The sequence below is a fragment of the Mycobacterium sp. SMC-8 genome (genome assembly GCF_025263565.1).
Classification (GTDB): domain Bacteria; phylum Actinomycetota; class Actinomycetes; order Mycobacteriales; family Mycobacteriaceae; genus Mycobacterium.
Map to the genome: position 1 here is coordinate 182,327 of NZ_CP079865.1, position 14,328 is coordinate 196,654.

Consider the following 14,328-nt stretch of genomic DNA (forward strand, 5'->3'; position numbering starts at 1 on the left):
GAGAACTTGGATCTGTCCAACGGCGCCGCCGAACTCTTCCTCAGTACCGGGCTAACCCCGGAGCGTGGAAGTTCGTTGGAGGCAGCTCTGCTCACCGCGGTGCTGGATGGGCAATGTCCCTGCGTCACGTCGACGCGATCGATGCCTGCGCAGGTCGCGGTCGCCCTGGCGCCCGGAGAGTTCCTGACCAGCTCCACGACAGGCTTCATCTCCGGCGACGAGAGGGCGAAACGTCGCAGATCTGAGGCGATCAACCAGCTCAGAAGGGCCCGCTCACCGTGGGAGCAAGTCGGAAGGAAACGCACGTTTAGGTCCGGTTATAAGGCGAGCACATTTCCGTGGGCAGACACCGCCAAAGCGGTGTACGAGCAAGCCGGTCGTTGTTGGATCGCTACGGAGATCGCCATCATCGGCGCGGCCTCTCCGTTCGGACTCGCGTACAGGAAGTGCGCTGACGCTACGGCCTTTGGAACGATGAGCCTGGCTGTGACAGCCTGATTTGGCCCCGGGTGGGCGGCTGAAAGTGGCCCCACCTGTGTGGTCGCGGGTGTGCTGTTGTGACGGTCTGAGTTAGCCCCACCTTGACGACACTCCGCGTCGGTTATGACGGCGTGAATTGGCCCCACCTGACAGTGATCACAGGCGGTTCCGGATGGCCCGGATCGCTGGTGAAGGGTTGGTGGCTGGAAAGGTGAGGACACGGGTGGAGCAGTTCGCAGCGATCCGCCGGGATCGTCGGGTTGAGGGTTTGTCGATCCGGGCGCTGGCAGATAAGTACCGGGTGCATCGACGCACGGTGCGCCAAGCGTTGGATTCGGCGGTGCCGCCGCCGCGCAAGACCGGGCCGCGAGCGGCGCCGCGGTTGGAGCCGTTCAAGGCGGCCATCGATGAGATGCTGCGTTCGGATCTGGATGCCCCGACAAAGCAACGCCATACCGCGCGACGGGTGTTGGCGCGGCTGGTCGATGAGCATGACGCTGCCGGGTTGTCGTATTCGACGGTGCGCGACCACATCCGCAAACGTCGCCCGCAGATCGCTGCGGAGGCGGGCCGGGCGCTGGAGGCGGGATTTGTGCCGCAGACCTACCGCCCGGGCGCTGAAGCCGAGGTCGACTTCCACGATCTGTGGGTGGTGCTGGCCGGGGTGAAAACCAAGACCGCACTGTTTACGATGCGGTTGTCGTTCTCGGGTCGAGCAGCGCATCGGGCGTTCGCCACCCAGGGCCAGGAAGCGTTCCTGGAGGGCCACGTTCATGGGTTCAACCGCCTGGGCGGGGTGCCGGTTGACAAGATCCGTTACGACAATCTCAATAGTGCGGTCAAGCAGGTGTTGTTCGGACGGTCCCGTCAGGAGAATGAACGCTGGATCGCGTTCCGCTCGCACTACGGCTTTGAAGCGTGGTATTGCCAGCCCGGTCACGACGGCAGCCACGAAAAGGGCGGCGTCGAAGGCGAAGGTGGCCGGTTCCGCCGCAATCACTGCGTGCCGATGCCGGTGGTGGACTCCCTCGACGAGCTCAACGCGTTGTTGGCCGCTGCTGACGACGCCGACGATCGTCGTCGGATCGCCGACCGCGCCAACAGTGTTGGCCAGGACTGGGAAACCGAGCGGCAGTTCCTGCAGCCTGTTGCTGATCAGCCGTTTGAGACGGCGTTGACGCTGACTCCGCGGGTGGATCGGTACGCCCAGATCATGGTGCGCTGCAATCAGTATTCGGTGCCGGCCCGGTTCATCGGGCATCGGGTGCGGGTGAAACTGTCGGCGTCGCATGTCACCGTGTATGACCGCACCACGGTGGTGGCACGTCATCCCCGGGCAGTCGGCAAAGGCACCAAGGTGCTGGACTTGGACCACTATCTGGAGATCCTGGCCCGCAAACCCGGCGCGTTGCCGGGGGCCACCGCACTGGCTCAAGCGCGGGCGGCCAAACTGTTCACCGCCGAACACGACGCGTGGTGGACTGCAGCCCGGCGGGTTCATGGGGATGCTGGCGGAACGCGTGTGCTGGTTGAAGTCCTGTTGCTGCACCGTCACCTCGACCGCGCTGATGTGCTGGCCGGTATCAGCGCTGCGCTGTCGGTGGGCTCGGTCAATGCCGATGTGGTGGCGCTGGAAGCCCGCCGGGCCGCCGAACAGCGCGCCGGCCTCGGTTCAGCACCCGGCTGTGACGGCACCCAGGTGCTCCGGCTGGCTGGGCACCGCCTGATCGCCGACGAGCGGCCGTTGCCGTCGGTGGCCCACTATGACACTCTGCTGGGTCAGCAGAGCTCATGACCAACACGACACGTCACACCGTCACCGATCAGGCCGCGGTCGCGGCCATCGAACAAGGTGCCCGGATGTTGCGGCTGCCCACCATCCGTGACCGCTTCGCCGAGATCGCCGCCGCGGCCGAACGTGAACAGCAGTCCTATCTGGGGTTCTTATCGGAGCTGATGATCGCCGAATGCGAGGACCGGGATCGCCGCCGGGCGCAGCGCCGCATTCATGACGCCGGGTTCCCTCGGCCAAAGCGGCTCGACGAGTTCAGCTTTGAGGCCAACCCCGCGATCAACCCCGCAGTCATCGGCACCCTGGCCACCTGCGCCTGGGTCAAAGCCGGGGAACCCTTGTGCTTGATCGGCGACTCCGGGACCGGCAAAACTCACCTGCTGATCGGATTGGGAACCACCGCCGCCGAAGCCGGCTACCGCGTCCGCTACACCCTGGCCAGCAAGCTGGTCAATGAACTCGTCGAGGCCGCCGACGAGGCCCACCTGAGTAAGTTGATCACCCGCTACGGTCGGGTGGATCTGCTGCTCATCGATGAGCTGGGCTATCTGCAATTGGACCGCCGCGGTGCGGAGTTGCTGTTCCAGGTGCTCACCGAGCGCGAGGAACGCGCCTCGGTGGCGATCGCGTCCAACGAGCCGTTCTCCGCGTGGACCAAGACCTTCACCGACCCGCGACTGTGTGCGGCCATCGTCGACCGGTTGACCTTCGCCGGGCAGATCATCGAAACCGGCACCACCTCCTACCGACTCGCCCATGCCCGCACCCGCCGCACCAGCACCGCGCAGTAACTCACACGCCGCTGATGCTGCCTGCAGCCGATACAGTGACCAGGTCATGTTGGTCGCCGATCTGCAGCACTTCCTCGACGTGGGCCCCGAGACCCCGGGCCGGCCCGTGCGCTCGCCGAGCACCTGGGCAGCATCGTTTCCGCAGCATCGGCCGGCGACGCTCACACCCGGTGGGAAACCGCGCTGCCGTGTCGGCGCCGACCCGCCAACCGCCGCTGCCCGGGCCGCATCACGGTCGTCCGCGGCGATGCTGAGCAACCCATCGGCTGGCAATGCAGCCACTGTGGCGACGACGGCACCATCAGCAACTGGGCAGCATCAATCTACGATCTGCGTCGCCAGCAACTGACCGCAGCCCAACCGCTGCGCGACATTCCCATCGACGCTGACACCGCAGCGATCCTGCGCACCCTGCCCTTCCTCGACAGCGACTGTCAGAGAGCGGTTTTCGCGGTGTTCGCCCACGGTGGCGAGCTTCACCTCACGATGACCGGCGACGAACTCGATGATCTGATCGATGCGGTGGCTGCCGAGTCCAATCATGAACCCAACCGCCGCCGTAAACGCCAACTCGACACCGCTTACGACACCTTGACCGCCGCCACCAACTCGCCCCGGTGGTGACCCGATGGCCCTACCCGAACTCGATGTCGCACGCGTGCAACAGTGGTGCGCGGCCAGAGTGCCCGAACATGCGCGTCACCAAGTCCGCGTCGAATGCGACGTCGCTGCCCGGCACCTGACCATCGTCGAACGACGAGCGCCGTGGCGCGCAGACTACGGTCCGGACTGGACCAGTTTCCCGATCGCACGACTGCGCTACACCGCCACCACCAACACCTGGACCCTGTACTGGCGAGACCGACACCTCAAATTTCACCGCTACGACATGATCGACCCCACACCGCACATCCACGATGTGCTCACCGAAATCGACCACAACCCCTCAGGCATCTTCTGGGGCTAAACGCCAACCCCCAACGCACCGCGAAGTGGGGCCGAAACTGGCCGTCACAGTGGGGCCACTACAAGTTGAGTGTGGTCACCTGACTTGGCCCCACTTTGGTCGGTGTTCGTCACCAATTTTGGCCCCGGTGGGTGGGTGAGCGTTTCCGGCCGGGTGGGGCGGTGTGTCGTCACGAATTTTGGCCCCACCCTCGTTCAGATCTTTCCTGTCGCACCGTCGTCCCTGGCGGTCGTCAGGGAGGTCGGTCAGGATGCGGTCACGCGTGGAGCTGTTCGAGAAGATCAGGAAGGACCGGCGGCGCGAGGGCTTGTCGATCCGTGAGTTAGCAGATCGCCATGGCACCCATCGGCGGACGGTGCGCCAGGCACTCGCTGATGCGGTGCCCCCGCCGCGCAAGGCCTATCCGGCGCGGCCCCGGCCGGCGATCGATGAGTGGGTGTCGGTGATCGACGCCTGGCTGATCGCCGACAAGCAGGCTCCGCGCAAGCAACGCCACACCGCTCGGCGGATCTGGCAGCGTCTGGTCGCCGAGCATGGGGCTACGTGTGCGGAGGTGACGGTGTCGCGGTATGTCGCGCGTCGGCGGGTCGAGTTGGGCCTGGACCAGCAGGAGGTGTCGGTCCCGCAGGCCCATGAGGCCGGTGCCGAGGCGGAGGTCGATTTCGGTGAGTTCTACGCCACGATCGCCGGTCTGGTGGTGAAGTGCTGGATGTTCGTGATGCGACTGTCCCACTCGGGCAAAGCATTTCACGTCGCGTTCGCCACCCAGGCCCAGGAGGCGTTCCTGGAGGGCCACGTCCTGGCGTTCGAGTACTTCGGTGGGGTGCCGGCCCGGATCCGGTATGACAACCTCAAACCGGCGGTGATCCGGGTCCTCAAAGGTCGCGACCGTACCGAGTCTGAACGGTTCACCGCGCTGCGCAGTCACTACGGGTTCGACTCGTTCTTCTGCCGCCCAGGCGTCGAGGGAGCGCATGAGAAGGGCGGTGTGGAAGGTGAGATCGGCCGGTTCCGGCGACGCCACCTCGTCCCGGTCCCCACGGTCGCCTCCTGGCCGAGCTCAACGAGGTGATCGCCGCTGCCGACGTCCTCGACGACGACCGGGTGATTACCGGGCGCCCGATCACTGTCGGGGCGGCGTTCGCCGCCGAGGCCGCTGCGTTGATGGGGCTGCCGGCTGAGGGGTTCGACTGCGCGAGGCTGCTGCACGCGCGGGTTGATAATCGGGCCAGAGTGTCTGTGCGGCAATGCTTCTACTCCGTGCCGGCCCGCTACGCCGGGCGGCGTCTACCGGTGCGTCTGGCCGCCCGCAGCGTCGAGATCTATGACGGTCCCCGGTTGGTGGCCCGCCACGAACGTGCCGCCGGACGCTACGTCGAAGTCCTCGCCCTGGACCACTACCTGGAGGTCCTGGCCACCAAACCTGGGGCGCTGCCCGGGGCGACCGCCCTGGCCCAGGCCAAGGCCCGCGGCGTGTTCACCACCAGCCATCAGCGGTACTGGGATGCCGCCCGCACCGCCCGCGGCGACGCCAAGGGCACCCGCGCTCTGATCACCGTGCTGCTGGCGCACCGCAGCCTGCCGACGGCCGCGCTGATCACCGCGATGGACCGCGCGGTCACCTCCGGATGCCTGGATCCCGAGGCGGTGATCATCGAAGCCCGCCGCGACACCACCCCGCAGGCGCCGATCGCTGCGATCGGTGCCCTGGCCCGCTACGACCGGCCCGCACCCTCGCTGACCGACTACGACGACCTGCTGACCGGAAGTGACTCATGACCACCACCGCCACCACCAAGCCGGCGACCGCTGATGCCGCCGCGCAAGCCTCCATCGGCGCCGCGGCACGCGAACTGCACCTGCCCACGGTGCGCACCGAAGCCGCCCGCCTGGCCGAGATCGCCGACCGGGAACGCCACACCCATCTGCGCTACCTCGCCGAGGTGCTGGCCGCCGAAGTCGACGACCGCACTGAACGGCGCCGCGCCCGGCGCATCAACGACGCCAAGTTCCCGCGGCTGAAACGGTTGGCGGAGTTCAACATTGACGCCGTACCCGGCATCACCCCGGCGCTGCTGGGGCAGCTGGCCGCCGGGCATTACATGGATGCCGGCGAGCCGGTTGTGCTGCTCGGGGACTCCGGAACCGGCAAATCGCATCTGCTCATCGGGCTGGGGCTGGCGGCCTGCGAGCAGGGCCGTCGAGTCCGATACGTCACCACCGCGCAACTGGTCAACGAACTCGTCGAAGCCGCCGACGAGCGCATCCTGTCCCGGGTCGTTGCCCGCTACGGACGCCTGGATCTGCTCTGTCTCGATGAACTCGGATACGTCCAAATCGACCCTCGCGGAGCAGAACTGCTGTTCCAGATCATCACCGAACGCGAAGAACGCGCGTCCGTGGCGATTGCCACCAACCTGCCGTTCAGCGAGTGGGGCACCGTCTTCCCCGACCCCCGCCTCGTTGCTGCCATCGTCGACCGCGTCACCTTCAACGCCCACATCCTCGAAACCGGCACCAAGTCCTACCGACTACGCACCAGCAAAACCGCCACCCGAGCCAAACGCGCCGACTGACCCAAGCTGGGGCCAAAATTCATGACGACGGTGGGGCCAAATCACTTGACGAAACGCAACAAGTTGACATTGCCATGAGCCACCCGACCGAGCTCCTTGCTCAGACCACCACGCACTCACGCAATCCCGGCTGGTGGCGGGAACAGCTGGAGGTCATCGACGACGGCGACCTAGGCCAAGCGGAATGGGCACTGGCCCTATGGTCCGTCGCATCAGGAGCCGTCGTCTCCGAACTCCTGCCGGAATTAACGCTCGTTCTCGGACAGCTCTCGGCGGGGCGACGACGTACGGTCCTCCGCGCGGCTGAACAGATCGCTCGCTTCGGCTGGCTGACAAACCGCCCCGTCACCGGCGACACGACCGACGCCGAATTGGCCGAACTCAATCGGCTCCGAGTGGCAGCACCACCGGCGGAGCGGCCAGGCAAGACCGAGGCTCTTGATCACACGACGATGCCTTCGCTCCTCAGCGTTGCCCGCGCCGAACGGTGGCTGAAGGTCGACAACGCGGCCGCCTACCGCTGAGGGTCCCCGCCCGCGCAACGACAGATACCGGCCGCGTACCGATCAGCACGCCCTTCACACTTGCGAGAGCGTTGCGATCCGCAATTGAACGTCACAGATGCTCCGTTTGATGCGAATGTTGCCCACCCCTCCTTTGGGCGTTTGCCAACACTAGCGCGTCAACCAGTACATTTCGGCCAACGGGTCACACGCTAGCCTGTTTGTGACGTAAGCAGCAGAACGCGTGCGCGCGACGAAAGGCGAGCTCCATGTCAGTCACAACGAAGATCCGCCGTCGACCTGCGCCGGCGATTGCTGTCGTTGGGTTCGGAGCCGCGGAGGCGTTCGCCATCAACAAGGTCACTTCGACGCCGGCCTGGTGGTGGTGGTTACTCCTCGTCGTCGCTCTCATTGGCGCAATCGGTTGTGCGGTGTTGGTGCAGCGCGCGCCTGAAAACGACGCTGGCCGCGATGACCCTAGCAACAAGGTGGAGGGCCCGGTGTCAGGCGGTAGCGCGATAACGCAGCAGTCAGCCGGTGACAAAGGACAGAATATTTCAGCCGACAACGGATCCTTCGCTGCAAACCGCGTGGACAAAATCGGCGACATCACGCTTGGAGGGCAGCGACCCACGGGCGACGATCCCAAGAACCGCTGACGTTTGTGACCTCCCCATCGGAAGGATCAGAAGCGCAGCAGCAAGGAGTGGCGGCCAACGACCACTCCGTCGCGATCGGCCAAGTGGGATCTCTCGGCACTCTGAATGTCGAAGCACGCACGGTGCATATGAATTTCCATGTGCCGGCCCCCAGCTCCTCCAGTGCAGAGGCAGTTGGGCCGAGCCCCCTTGACACTGCAGATGCCGTATCACTCGGGCCTCTCGCCAGCACTGAAGCCCAGGGCCTGCTCGACAGAGCGAATCAGCTCGCTGCCGACGACCCACGTGCGGCGCTCGAGCTTTTCCGCGAGGTTCAAAGACGTTTAGTGGCTGCTGGTTTCCCGATTCACGCTGCAGAATTCGACCATCGGGTCGCGGCCCTGTGCGTCAGTACCGGGGAGGAAGACACCGCCGTCCGGCTGATGCTGCAATCGCTATGGGAAGCCGACATCTCTGGAAGCTCAATGCGCGCCGATCGGGTGCTCGGGGCGTTAAGGAATCTGGCGGGTTTTCCCGATTTCCCGAAAGGCTCAGAAGAACCCCTAACTGCGCGCCTGGGTGCTGCGGTCGAGATCGCCGAATTCGTCTCAGATCACCTGCAAACTCCTGTGCCGTTACCAATCGAAATCCCCTCCGAGGCAATATCACTGGTCGATGCGGAAGACCGTGCACGGACCGTCTTGTTCGCAGCAGAGAGCGCGCTAGGCGACGACAACCTGGCCTGGATCGTGAATAACCGCCAAGTGATCACGACGGCCGCGGACGAGATCGCGCATACCCTCCCGGAAATCGCGCTTCGTTTGAGACTGGCATCTGCGGATGCGACGGGAGAATGGGGCGACCTGCTCCACGCGGCAAGTTCTGGAATAGCGAGAAACCTCAAGGCATTGGTGCTCGCGCGACATGCGCGCCACAAGCTACTGCAGGCCGTGCCAATTGAAGCCGACCGGGACTGGCGCGCAGCAGTCAATGAGGCATGTCTGTCGGAGCGCTACACGGACGCTGCCGACTGGCTCTTGAGTCAGCGGTTCGTTGCGAACCGCTTCGGTGTGTTGGCCGACGACAAGTGGCACCCTCTCGCTCAGGCGCTGCTGAACATGCCATCCAAAGCCCGTATCGTGGCTGGGGCTGAGAGCGTTCGCGAACTTGGGCTAGCAGCTTTGCATTTCAATAGCCCGCGTATCGCCGCCATCAATCTAAGACGGCATCTACTTGAGGGAATACGGTCAGCGTCCTTCTTTGACGAAAGAGACGCTCGCGGGCTACTCGGAGCTCATTACCTCGCGTGCGGTGAGTTGCCCCTCGCTGCCTTCTACACCATCGGCGCCGGCAACTATAAGGAATCTCGGGACGTTGCCAAAGCTTTTGGCGACACCTACCACGATGTTACTGAGCTCATCAAGAGTCCACTATCGTGGGTGTGCGCATCCGCACTCGAATTCACAACTCAGCAAGCCGATCTCATCCCTGACAACGATCTCAATTCCGTCGTAGCGCAGGCGCTATCGACAATTGATGACGTCGCTTCGGGTGCACGGCTCGACTCTCCCGTCTTCAGTCCTCAGATGCGCCGATCTGCCTACGGCCTTCTGGCCGCCGTGTCTGAACGTCTTACCGCCTGTGACGCGGAAACCGTCCTCAAGCTGCTATCTGGGTTTGTCGAGTGCGAGAAGCACCACTACCGTCCCACTGACGAAAGCCACGTTCTCATCGCGGCCGGCATAGCTCAGACACACACCGGCGAGCTCCGTGGCGCCGCCGTTGAGCAACTAATCGGTCTCTACGGGAGGGCCTCTCACGCGTTTGGCGATTCGGCTCGCAGAGCGTTAGCGGCCAACTTCGACCAAGTCCGCGATCGACTCCATGAGATGGCGGAAGGTACCCACCTCGACGCTGCAGCTTTCCTCGCGTGGCAAGACCCCGCCGACACGACGACCGATGCTGCGCAAGCTGCTGCACAACGATTGTGTCAACCTGCGAAGAGCGGTCCAAATGGTTTTGGCGTCGGAACTGGGGCAGTCAACGACTCGCTGCTTGCCGCGTCCCTTTCTGAGCCAGAACGCATCAGCTGCATCGAGATGCTTTTTAAGAAGGCAGAGTCCTCGTGGGAACCGGCCACGAATCGCGACGATTACCTCCGCGCCGCCAGCAATCTCGTTAACGGAATTCCCGGGGATACCCGCCGCACATACTTCACGAAGGCGCTGTCGTTCGCTTCGGACATGCCTCATTCGAAGGCCGACGCTTTTCAAGCGTCCATGAGCAGTCCTTTGAGCGCAATGAGGGTCAATGACGGCAGTGACTGCAGACCGGCGGCGGTGTATCTAGCAGGCAGGCTCGCAGACACAGTCGAGGAGAAACAGCGGGTACGAGATGCAGCTCTCCGTCTCGTTGGTGTCGGAACGGACGAAGACTACAGAGTCACGAAAACCTTGCAGCTCGTCCAGTCTCAGCTTGACGGAAGTGTCGGCCTGCTTGCTCAGGGAAGTTGGACCCTGAAAAGTCTCGCGGCCATGTTGTGGGTCGAATCGACAACGTTGCCGGACGAGGTTGGTATTGCATTGAGCCGCGACCCCGATGTCCGAGTCAGAAAAGCTCTCGCCCGGGCCCTGAGTTCGTCACCGAACCGTGCCGACTCCATCGCGCGAATCACTCTTGCCCAAGACCCGCGGTGGTCAGTTCGCACACTGTCGAATAACCGCAGCACCGACAGATGAACAACGGCAGTAGCTCGCAAGGCGCTGAAATACGTGTCAATCAGCGTCATCGTATTACCCTCGGCAGCAACCGCCTACGGCGACCTCGAAGAGACACACAACAATTACCGGCGTCCACAGATACGACAGCAAGAATGCTGAAATTGAATACGCGAGGCAGACGGCACTCAGCGAAAATCCTACGGCCGGCGCAGCGTTCCGATGCCGCCGAGCAGGTCGCCACCACCATCGTTGCAGCCGTTAGAACCACGCGGGGCGACCGCCGTGCTCAACGGAGCATCGCGCCGCTTGATCTCTTCACTGTTGCGTTCGCTCGCATAATCGAACGCGTCCCGCCCAACGTCCGCCGCCTGCCCGAACGCGGCGAACCCCCTCACAGGGTGTCGCACCCGACGTTCGATAACGTCAGCGCTGCAATTTTTACTCGGCTCGTTCGTAACTGCTTTTTCTCTGTGCCAGCTGACGGAGGACATGCTCAGGATCACGAACTTCTACCCCTCATACCGCAGTAGGTACCGCAGTGCTTTCGTTTAGACTCAGCTCCGGCCAACGCAGCCAACACCGTATCCGCAGCTAAAGGCATATCTCCCGACGGATTCCAGAACTGGCAAACACAACAAACGCCCAGTTCAGACCTGAGTTGGGTCACTTTGGTCAGTTTTGTAGGGTGGCGGTGCCTTGAGCTGGGGTGATGTCTCCGCTTAGTGCCCCTGCTAGGCACTAATTTGGGTCAGTAGGCTGCCTGGATGGTGTGGATTCGGCGGGTGCGCACGGCCTCGGGCGCGACCGCGGTCCAGATCGCCGAATCCGTCGATGGCCGCCGCCGGATCGTGCGCCATGTGGGCTCTGCGCGTGATGACGCCGAGCTGGGTCTGCTGCTCGAGGAGGCCCGCCGGCTGTTGGCCGATGACACCCAAGGCGAGTTGGATCTGGGGATCACGCCGAAAGCCGTTCGGGCCCATATGGTTCCACCGCCAGCTGGCATGCTGTTCACCGAGGATGGTGGAGAATCCGCAGTACGGGAGTTGGTGGTGCGGCCGCGGGTGCTCAAGAGCTGCAGCGGGCTGCTGTATGACGCCCTGGCGCAGGTGTATGCCAGCCTGGGGTTCGACGACGCGGTCGGCGATGAGGTCTTCCGTGACCTGGTCATCGCCCGGGTGGTCGAGCCGACCAGCCTGCTCGACGCCGATCGGGTCCTCGCCGAGCTGGGACGTACCTCAGCGTCACTGTCGACCCGCAAGCGCACCCTGCGCCGTGCCCGCGGTGGTGGTTACCGCGACCAGATCGCCGCAGCGTGTTTCGCCCACGCCCGCACCGCCGGTGATGTCAGCCTGGTGCTTTACGACGTCACGACCCTGTATTTCGAGGCCGACAAGGAAGACGACCTACGCCGCGTGGGGTACTCCAAGGAACGCCGAGTGGACCCGCAGATCGTGGTCGGGCTGCTGGTCGATCGGTGCGGATTCCCCTTGGAAATCGGCTGTTTCGAAGGAAACAAGGCCGAAACTCTGACGATCGTGCCGATCGTGAAGGCATTCCAAGCCCGCCACGAGATCACCGACATTGTCGTCGTCGCTGATGCGGGCATGCTGGCCAGCGGCAATCTGCGCGAACTTGATGAGGCAGGGTTGCGGTTCATCGTCGGATCGAGGGTTACCAAAGCGCCCAACGATCTGGCCTCGCACTTCCATTGGCACGGCGACTTCTTCACCGATGGCCAGATCATCGACACCATCACCCCACGCGATCGACGCGGCACCGCGACCAAGACCAGCGACCCCAAGCGCAAAGCCGAGCCCGTCTGGGATCCGGCGACCCACACCAAGTCCTGGCGGGCGGTGTGGGCGTACTCGACCAAACGCGCGGTGCGCGACACCAAGACGCTCAACCTGCAGGAGAACAAGGCCCGCGCGGTCGTCGCCGGCGAGAAAGCCGCGCGGGTACCGCGGTTCATCAAGAACTGCAACGGTTCCCAAGAATTTGACGAGGCGTCGTTGCAGCGCGCCCGCCGCTTGGTCGGGCTCAAGGGCTACGTCACCAACATCGACGCCGCACTGATGCCCGCGACCGAAGTGATCGCCAGCTACCACGACCTCTGGCACGTCGAGGCGTCCTTCCGGATGTCCAAATCCGACCTCGCTGCCCGGCCCATGTTCGCCCGCGCCCGCGACGCCATCGAAGCCCACCTGACCATCGTGTTCACCGCCCTGGCCGTCAGCCGCGAAGTCCAGACCCGCACCGGCCTGTCACTGCGCCGATTCCTACGCACCCTCAAACCCCTGCGATCAGCCACCATCGACCTCAACGGCGTCATCGCCACCTACCCGCCAGCCCTAAACACCGAGGTCAACGCAATCCTCAACGCACTGAACGCCGAGAATTCAAGGCACTAAGCCAAATGACCCAACTCGGGTTCTCTGTGCCAGCTGACGGAGGACATGCTCAGGATCACGAACTTCTACTGATCCGCCCCGGCGTGTCCGGAGAGTTCTTCTGTTGGGAAGGATGGGCACGTGGGAACGAAGTCATCGAAGCGGTATCCAGACGAGCTGAAGGCGCGAGCGGTGCAGATGGTGGCCGATCTGCGCAGCGACACGGTCTCGGAGTGGGAGGCGATGGGCCGGGTTGCTGATCTGCTGGGCGTCGGTACCGCCGAGACGGTGCGCAAATGGGTCCGCCAGGCCGAGATCGACGCCGGAGATCGGGCTGGGCAGACCAGCGAGGAATCCGAGGTCCTGCGCAAGCTGCGCCGGGAGAACGCCGAACTCAAGCGGGCCAACGCGATTTTGAAGGCGGCGTCGGTTTTCTTCGCTGCCGAGCTCGACCGGCCGTCTCAGTAGTCGTGGAGTTCATCAGCGCCCACCAGCACATGCGTGTGGGCGCTGATGGTCTCAAGTGGGGTGTCGAGTCGATGTGCGCCGTGCTCTCGGAGTTCGGCGTCGTGATCGCCCCGTCGACGTATTACGCCCACCGCGCCCGCCGTGGCCCCTCGAAGGCGGACTGGACTGATGCGCAGGTGATCGACGCCATCTGGCGGCTGCGCCGATCCAACAAGCTGTTCGCGGTTCTGGGTGCCCGTAAGACGTGGATTGTGTTGCGTACCAACGGACTCGATGTCTCACGGTGTGTTGTGGAGCGGGTCATGCGGGAGATGGGTTGGCGGGGTGCGTGCAAGCGCCGCCGGGTGCGCACCACCATTGCTGATCCGGCAGCAACGCGAGCTCCGGATCGGGTCGCGCGGCATTTCGTCGCCGGCGCGCCGGACCGTTTGTGGGTGGCCGATTTCACGTACTGCCGGACCCGTGCCGGCTGGGCCTACACAGCGTTCGTGACCGACGTCTACGCCCGCAAGATCGTAGGCTGGAAGGTGGCCACCGAGATGACCCAGAAGCTGGTGACCGATGCGATCAACCACGCCATAGATACCAGGAAGCGTTCTGGTGCAACATTTTTGGATGATCTGATCCATCACAGCGATGCGGGCTCTCAATATACGGCGGTAGCGTTCACTGAACACTTGGCCGCTGAAGGGATCCTGCCCTCAGTCGGATCGGTGGGCGATAGCTTCGACAACGCCTTGGCCGAATCGGTGAACAGCAGCTACAAGACCGAACTCATCGACCACCAGCCGCCGTATCCCGGTGCCGCCGACCTCTCGCTGGCAACCGCCGAATGGGTGGCTTTCTACAACCGGCAGCGACCGAATGGCTACTGCCAGGACCTGACTCCGGACCGGGCCGAAGCCCTCTATTACCATCGCCAACGGCACCCTCATACCGAGGAGGCACTCAGATAAGAGAACCTCCCGACATGCCGGGGTGGATCATACCCCTCATACCGCAG

At 64.0% G+C, this 14,328-nt stretch carries 13 protein-coding genes and 1 pseudogene; 12 read left to right on the plus strand and 2 right to left on the minus strand.

The annotated features are described in order from the left end of the window. Positions 1 to 6 precede the first annotated feature (6 nt). The 3 genes from KXD97_RS00995 (at position 7) to istB (KXD97_RS01005) (ending at position 3,063) form a co-directional block, all read left to right on the plus strand. The gene (locus KXD97_RS00995) at positions 7 to 498 is read left to right on the plus strand and encodes a hypothetical protein (RefSeq protein ID WP_260755042.1); all 492 of its coding nucleotides are present in this window, start codon (positions 7 to 9) and stop codon (positions 496 to 498) included. A gap of 193 nt (positions 499 to 691) precedes the next feature. Then, positions 692 to 2,275 (plus strand): IS21 family transposase, encoded by a 1,584-nt coding sequence (istA, locus tag KXD97_RS01000; RefSeq protein ID WP_073683354.1) that lies wholly within the window; start codon positions 692 to 694, stop codon positions 2,273 to 2,275. Then, positions 2,272 to 3,063, plus strand: coding sequence for an IS21-like element helper ATPase IstB (istB, locus tag KXD97_RS01005; RefSeq protein WP_073683276.1), 792 nt, complete (start codon positions 2,272 to 2,274; stop codon positions 3,061 to 3,063). The genes istA (KXD97_RS01000) and istB (KXD97_RS01005) overlap by 4 nt, the downstream gene beginning before the upstream one ends. Before the next feature lie 318 nt (positions 3,064 to 3,381). Here istB (KXD97_RS01005) and KXD97_RS01010 read toward each other — a convergent pair whose 3' ends face one another. Beyond that, positions 3,382 to 3,543 carry a hypothetical protein gene (locus KXD97_RS01010; protein ID WP_260755043.1) on the minus strand — a complete coding sequence of 54 codons (162 nt, stop codon included), beginning with the start codon at positions 3,541 to 3,543 and terminating at the stop codon, positions 3,382 to 3,384. A 6-nt stretch (positions 3,544 to 3,549) separates the two neighbouring features. On the opposite strand from KXD97_RS01010, the gene KXD97_RS01015 reads away from it, so the two are divergent. From KXD97_RS01015 to KXD97_RS01045, 7 genes and pseudogenes are all read left to right on the plus strand, one after another. Next, positions 3,550 to 3,687, plus strand: coding sequence for a hypothetical protein (locus KXD97_RS01015; RefSeq protein ID WP_260755044.1), 138 nt, complete (start codon positions 3,550 to 3,552; stop codon positions 3,685 to 3,687). Between the two features lie 4 nt (positions 3,688 to 3,691). After that, complete coding sequence (locus tag KXD97_RS01020; RefSeq protein ID WP_073683274.1) at positions 3,692 to 4,030, plus strand: DUF3024 domain-containing protein; 339 nt, start codon at positions 3,692 to 3,694, stop codon at positions 4,028 to 4,030. 250 nt (positions 4,031 to 4,280) lie between these two features. Further along, positions 4,281 to 5,809 (plus strand): annotated as a pseudogene (istA, locus tag KXD97_RS01025) (IS21 family transposase). Next, complete coding sequence (gene istB, locus KXD97_RS01030; RefSeq protein ID WP_260751888.1) at positions 5,806 to 6,606, plus strand: IS21-like element helper ATPase IstB; 801 nt, start codon at positions 5,806 to 5,808, stop codon at positions 6,604 to 6,606. The pseudogene istA (KXD97_RS01025) and the gene istB (KXD97_RS01030) overlap by 4 nt, the downstream one beginning before the upstream one ends. Before the next feature lie 74 nt (positions 6,607 to 6,680). Beyond that, a complete protein-coding gene (locus KXD97_RS01035) occupies positions 6,681 to 7,130 on the plus strand; it encodes a hypothetical protein (protein WP_260755045.1) in 450 nt (149 codons plus the stop codon). Between the two features lie 248 nt (positions 7,131 to 7,378). Next, positions 7,379 to 7,768 carry a hypothetical protein gene (locus KXD97_RS01040; RefSeq protein WP_024449594.1) on the plus strand — a complete coding sequence of 130 codons (390 nt, stop codon included), beginning with the start codon at positions 7,379 to 7,381 and terminating at the stop codon, positions 7,766 to 7,768. A 47-nt stretch (positions 7,769 to 7,815) separates the two neighbouring features. Then, positions 7,816 to 10,485 (plus strand): hypothetical protein, encoded by a 2,670-nt coding sequence (locus KXD97_RS01045; RefSeq protein ID WP_131705518.1) that lies wholly within the window; start codon positions 7,816 to 7,818, stop codon positions 10,483 to 10,485. Between the two features lie 179 nt (positions 10,486 to 10,664). Here KXD97_RS01045 and KXD97_RS01050 read toward each other — a convergent pair whose 3' ends face one another. Beyond that, positions 10,665 to 10,970, minus strand: a complete 306-nt coding sequence (locus tag KXD97_RS01050) for a hypothetical protein (RefSeq protein WP_260755046.1) — start codon at positions 10,968 to 10,970, stop codon at positions 10,665 to 10,667. Positions 10,971 to 11,231: 261 nt separating this feature from the next. Here KXD97_RS01050 and KXD97_RS01055 point away from each other — a divergent pair, with 261 nt between their 5' ends. Further along, positions 11,232 to 12,878 carry an IS1634 family transposase gene (locus tag KXD97_RS01055; protein ID WP_260755047.1) on the plus strand — a complete coding sequence of 549 codons (1,647 nt, stop codon included), beginning with the start codon at positions 11,232 to 11,234 and terminating at the stop codon, positions 12,876 to 12,878. A gap of 177 nt (positions 12,879 to 13,055) precedes the next feature. Next, positions 13,056 to 14,281, plus strand: a protein-coding gene (locus tag KXD97_RS01060) for an IS3 family transposase (RefSeq protein WP_260757937.1) whose coding sequence is annotated in 2 segments (ribosomal slippage) — positions 13,056 to 13,287 and positions 13,287 to 14,281 — 1,227 coding nt in all. Because the reading frame shifts where the segments join, the coding sequence is not laid out codon by codon here. The last annotated feature ends 47 nt before the right edge of the window (positions 14,282 to 14,328 follow it).

Coding starts and splice junctions, on each gene's coding strand:
- KXD97_RS01035 (WP_260755045.1), top strand. CDS start 6,681: ATGAGCCACCCGACCGAGCTCCTTGCTCAGACCACCACGCACTCACGC.
- istB (WP_073683276.1), top strand. CDS start 2,272: ATGACCAACACGACACGTCACACCGTCACCGATCAGGCCGCGGTCGCG.
- KXD97_RS01015 (WP_260755044.1), top strand. CDS start 3,550: ATGACCGGCGACGAACTCGATGATCTGATCGATGCGGTGGCTGCCGAG.
- istB (WP_260751888.1), top strand. CDS start 5,806: ATGACCACCACCGCCACCACCAAGCCGGCGACCGCTGATGCCGCCGCG.
- KXD97_RS01020 (WP_073683274.1), top strand. CDS start 3,692: ATGGCCCTACCCGAACTCGATGTCGCACGCGTGCAACAGTGGTGCGCG.
- KXD97_RS01040 (WP_024449594.1), top strand. CDS start 7,379: ATGTCAGTCACAACGAAGATCCGCCGTCGACCTGCGCCGGCGATTGCT.
- KXD97_RS01055 (WP_260755047.1), top strand. CDS start 11,232: ATGGTGTGGATTCGGCGGGTGCGCACGGCCTCGGGCGCGACCGCGGTC.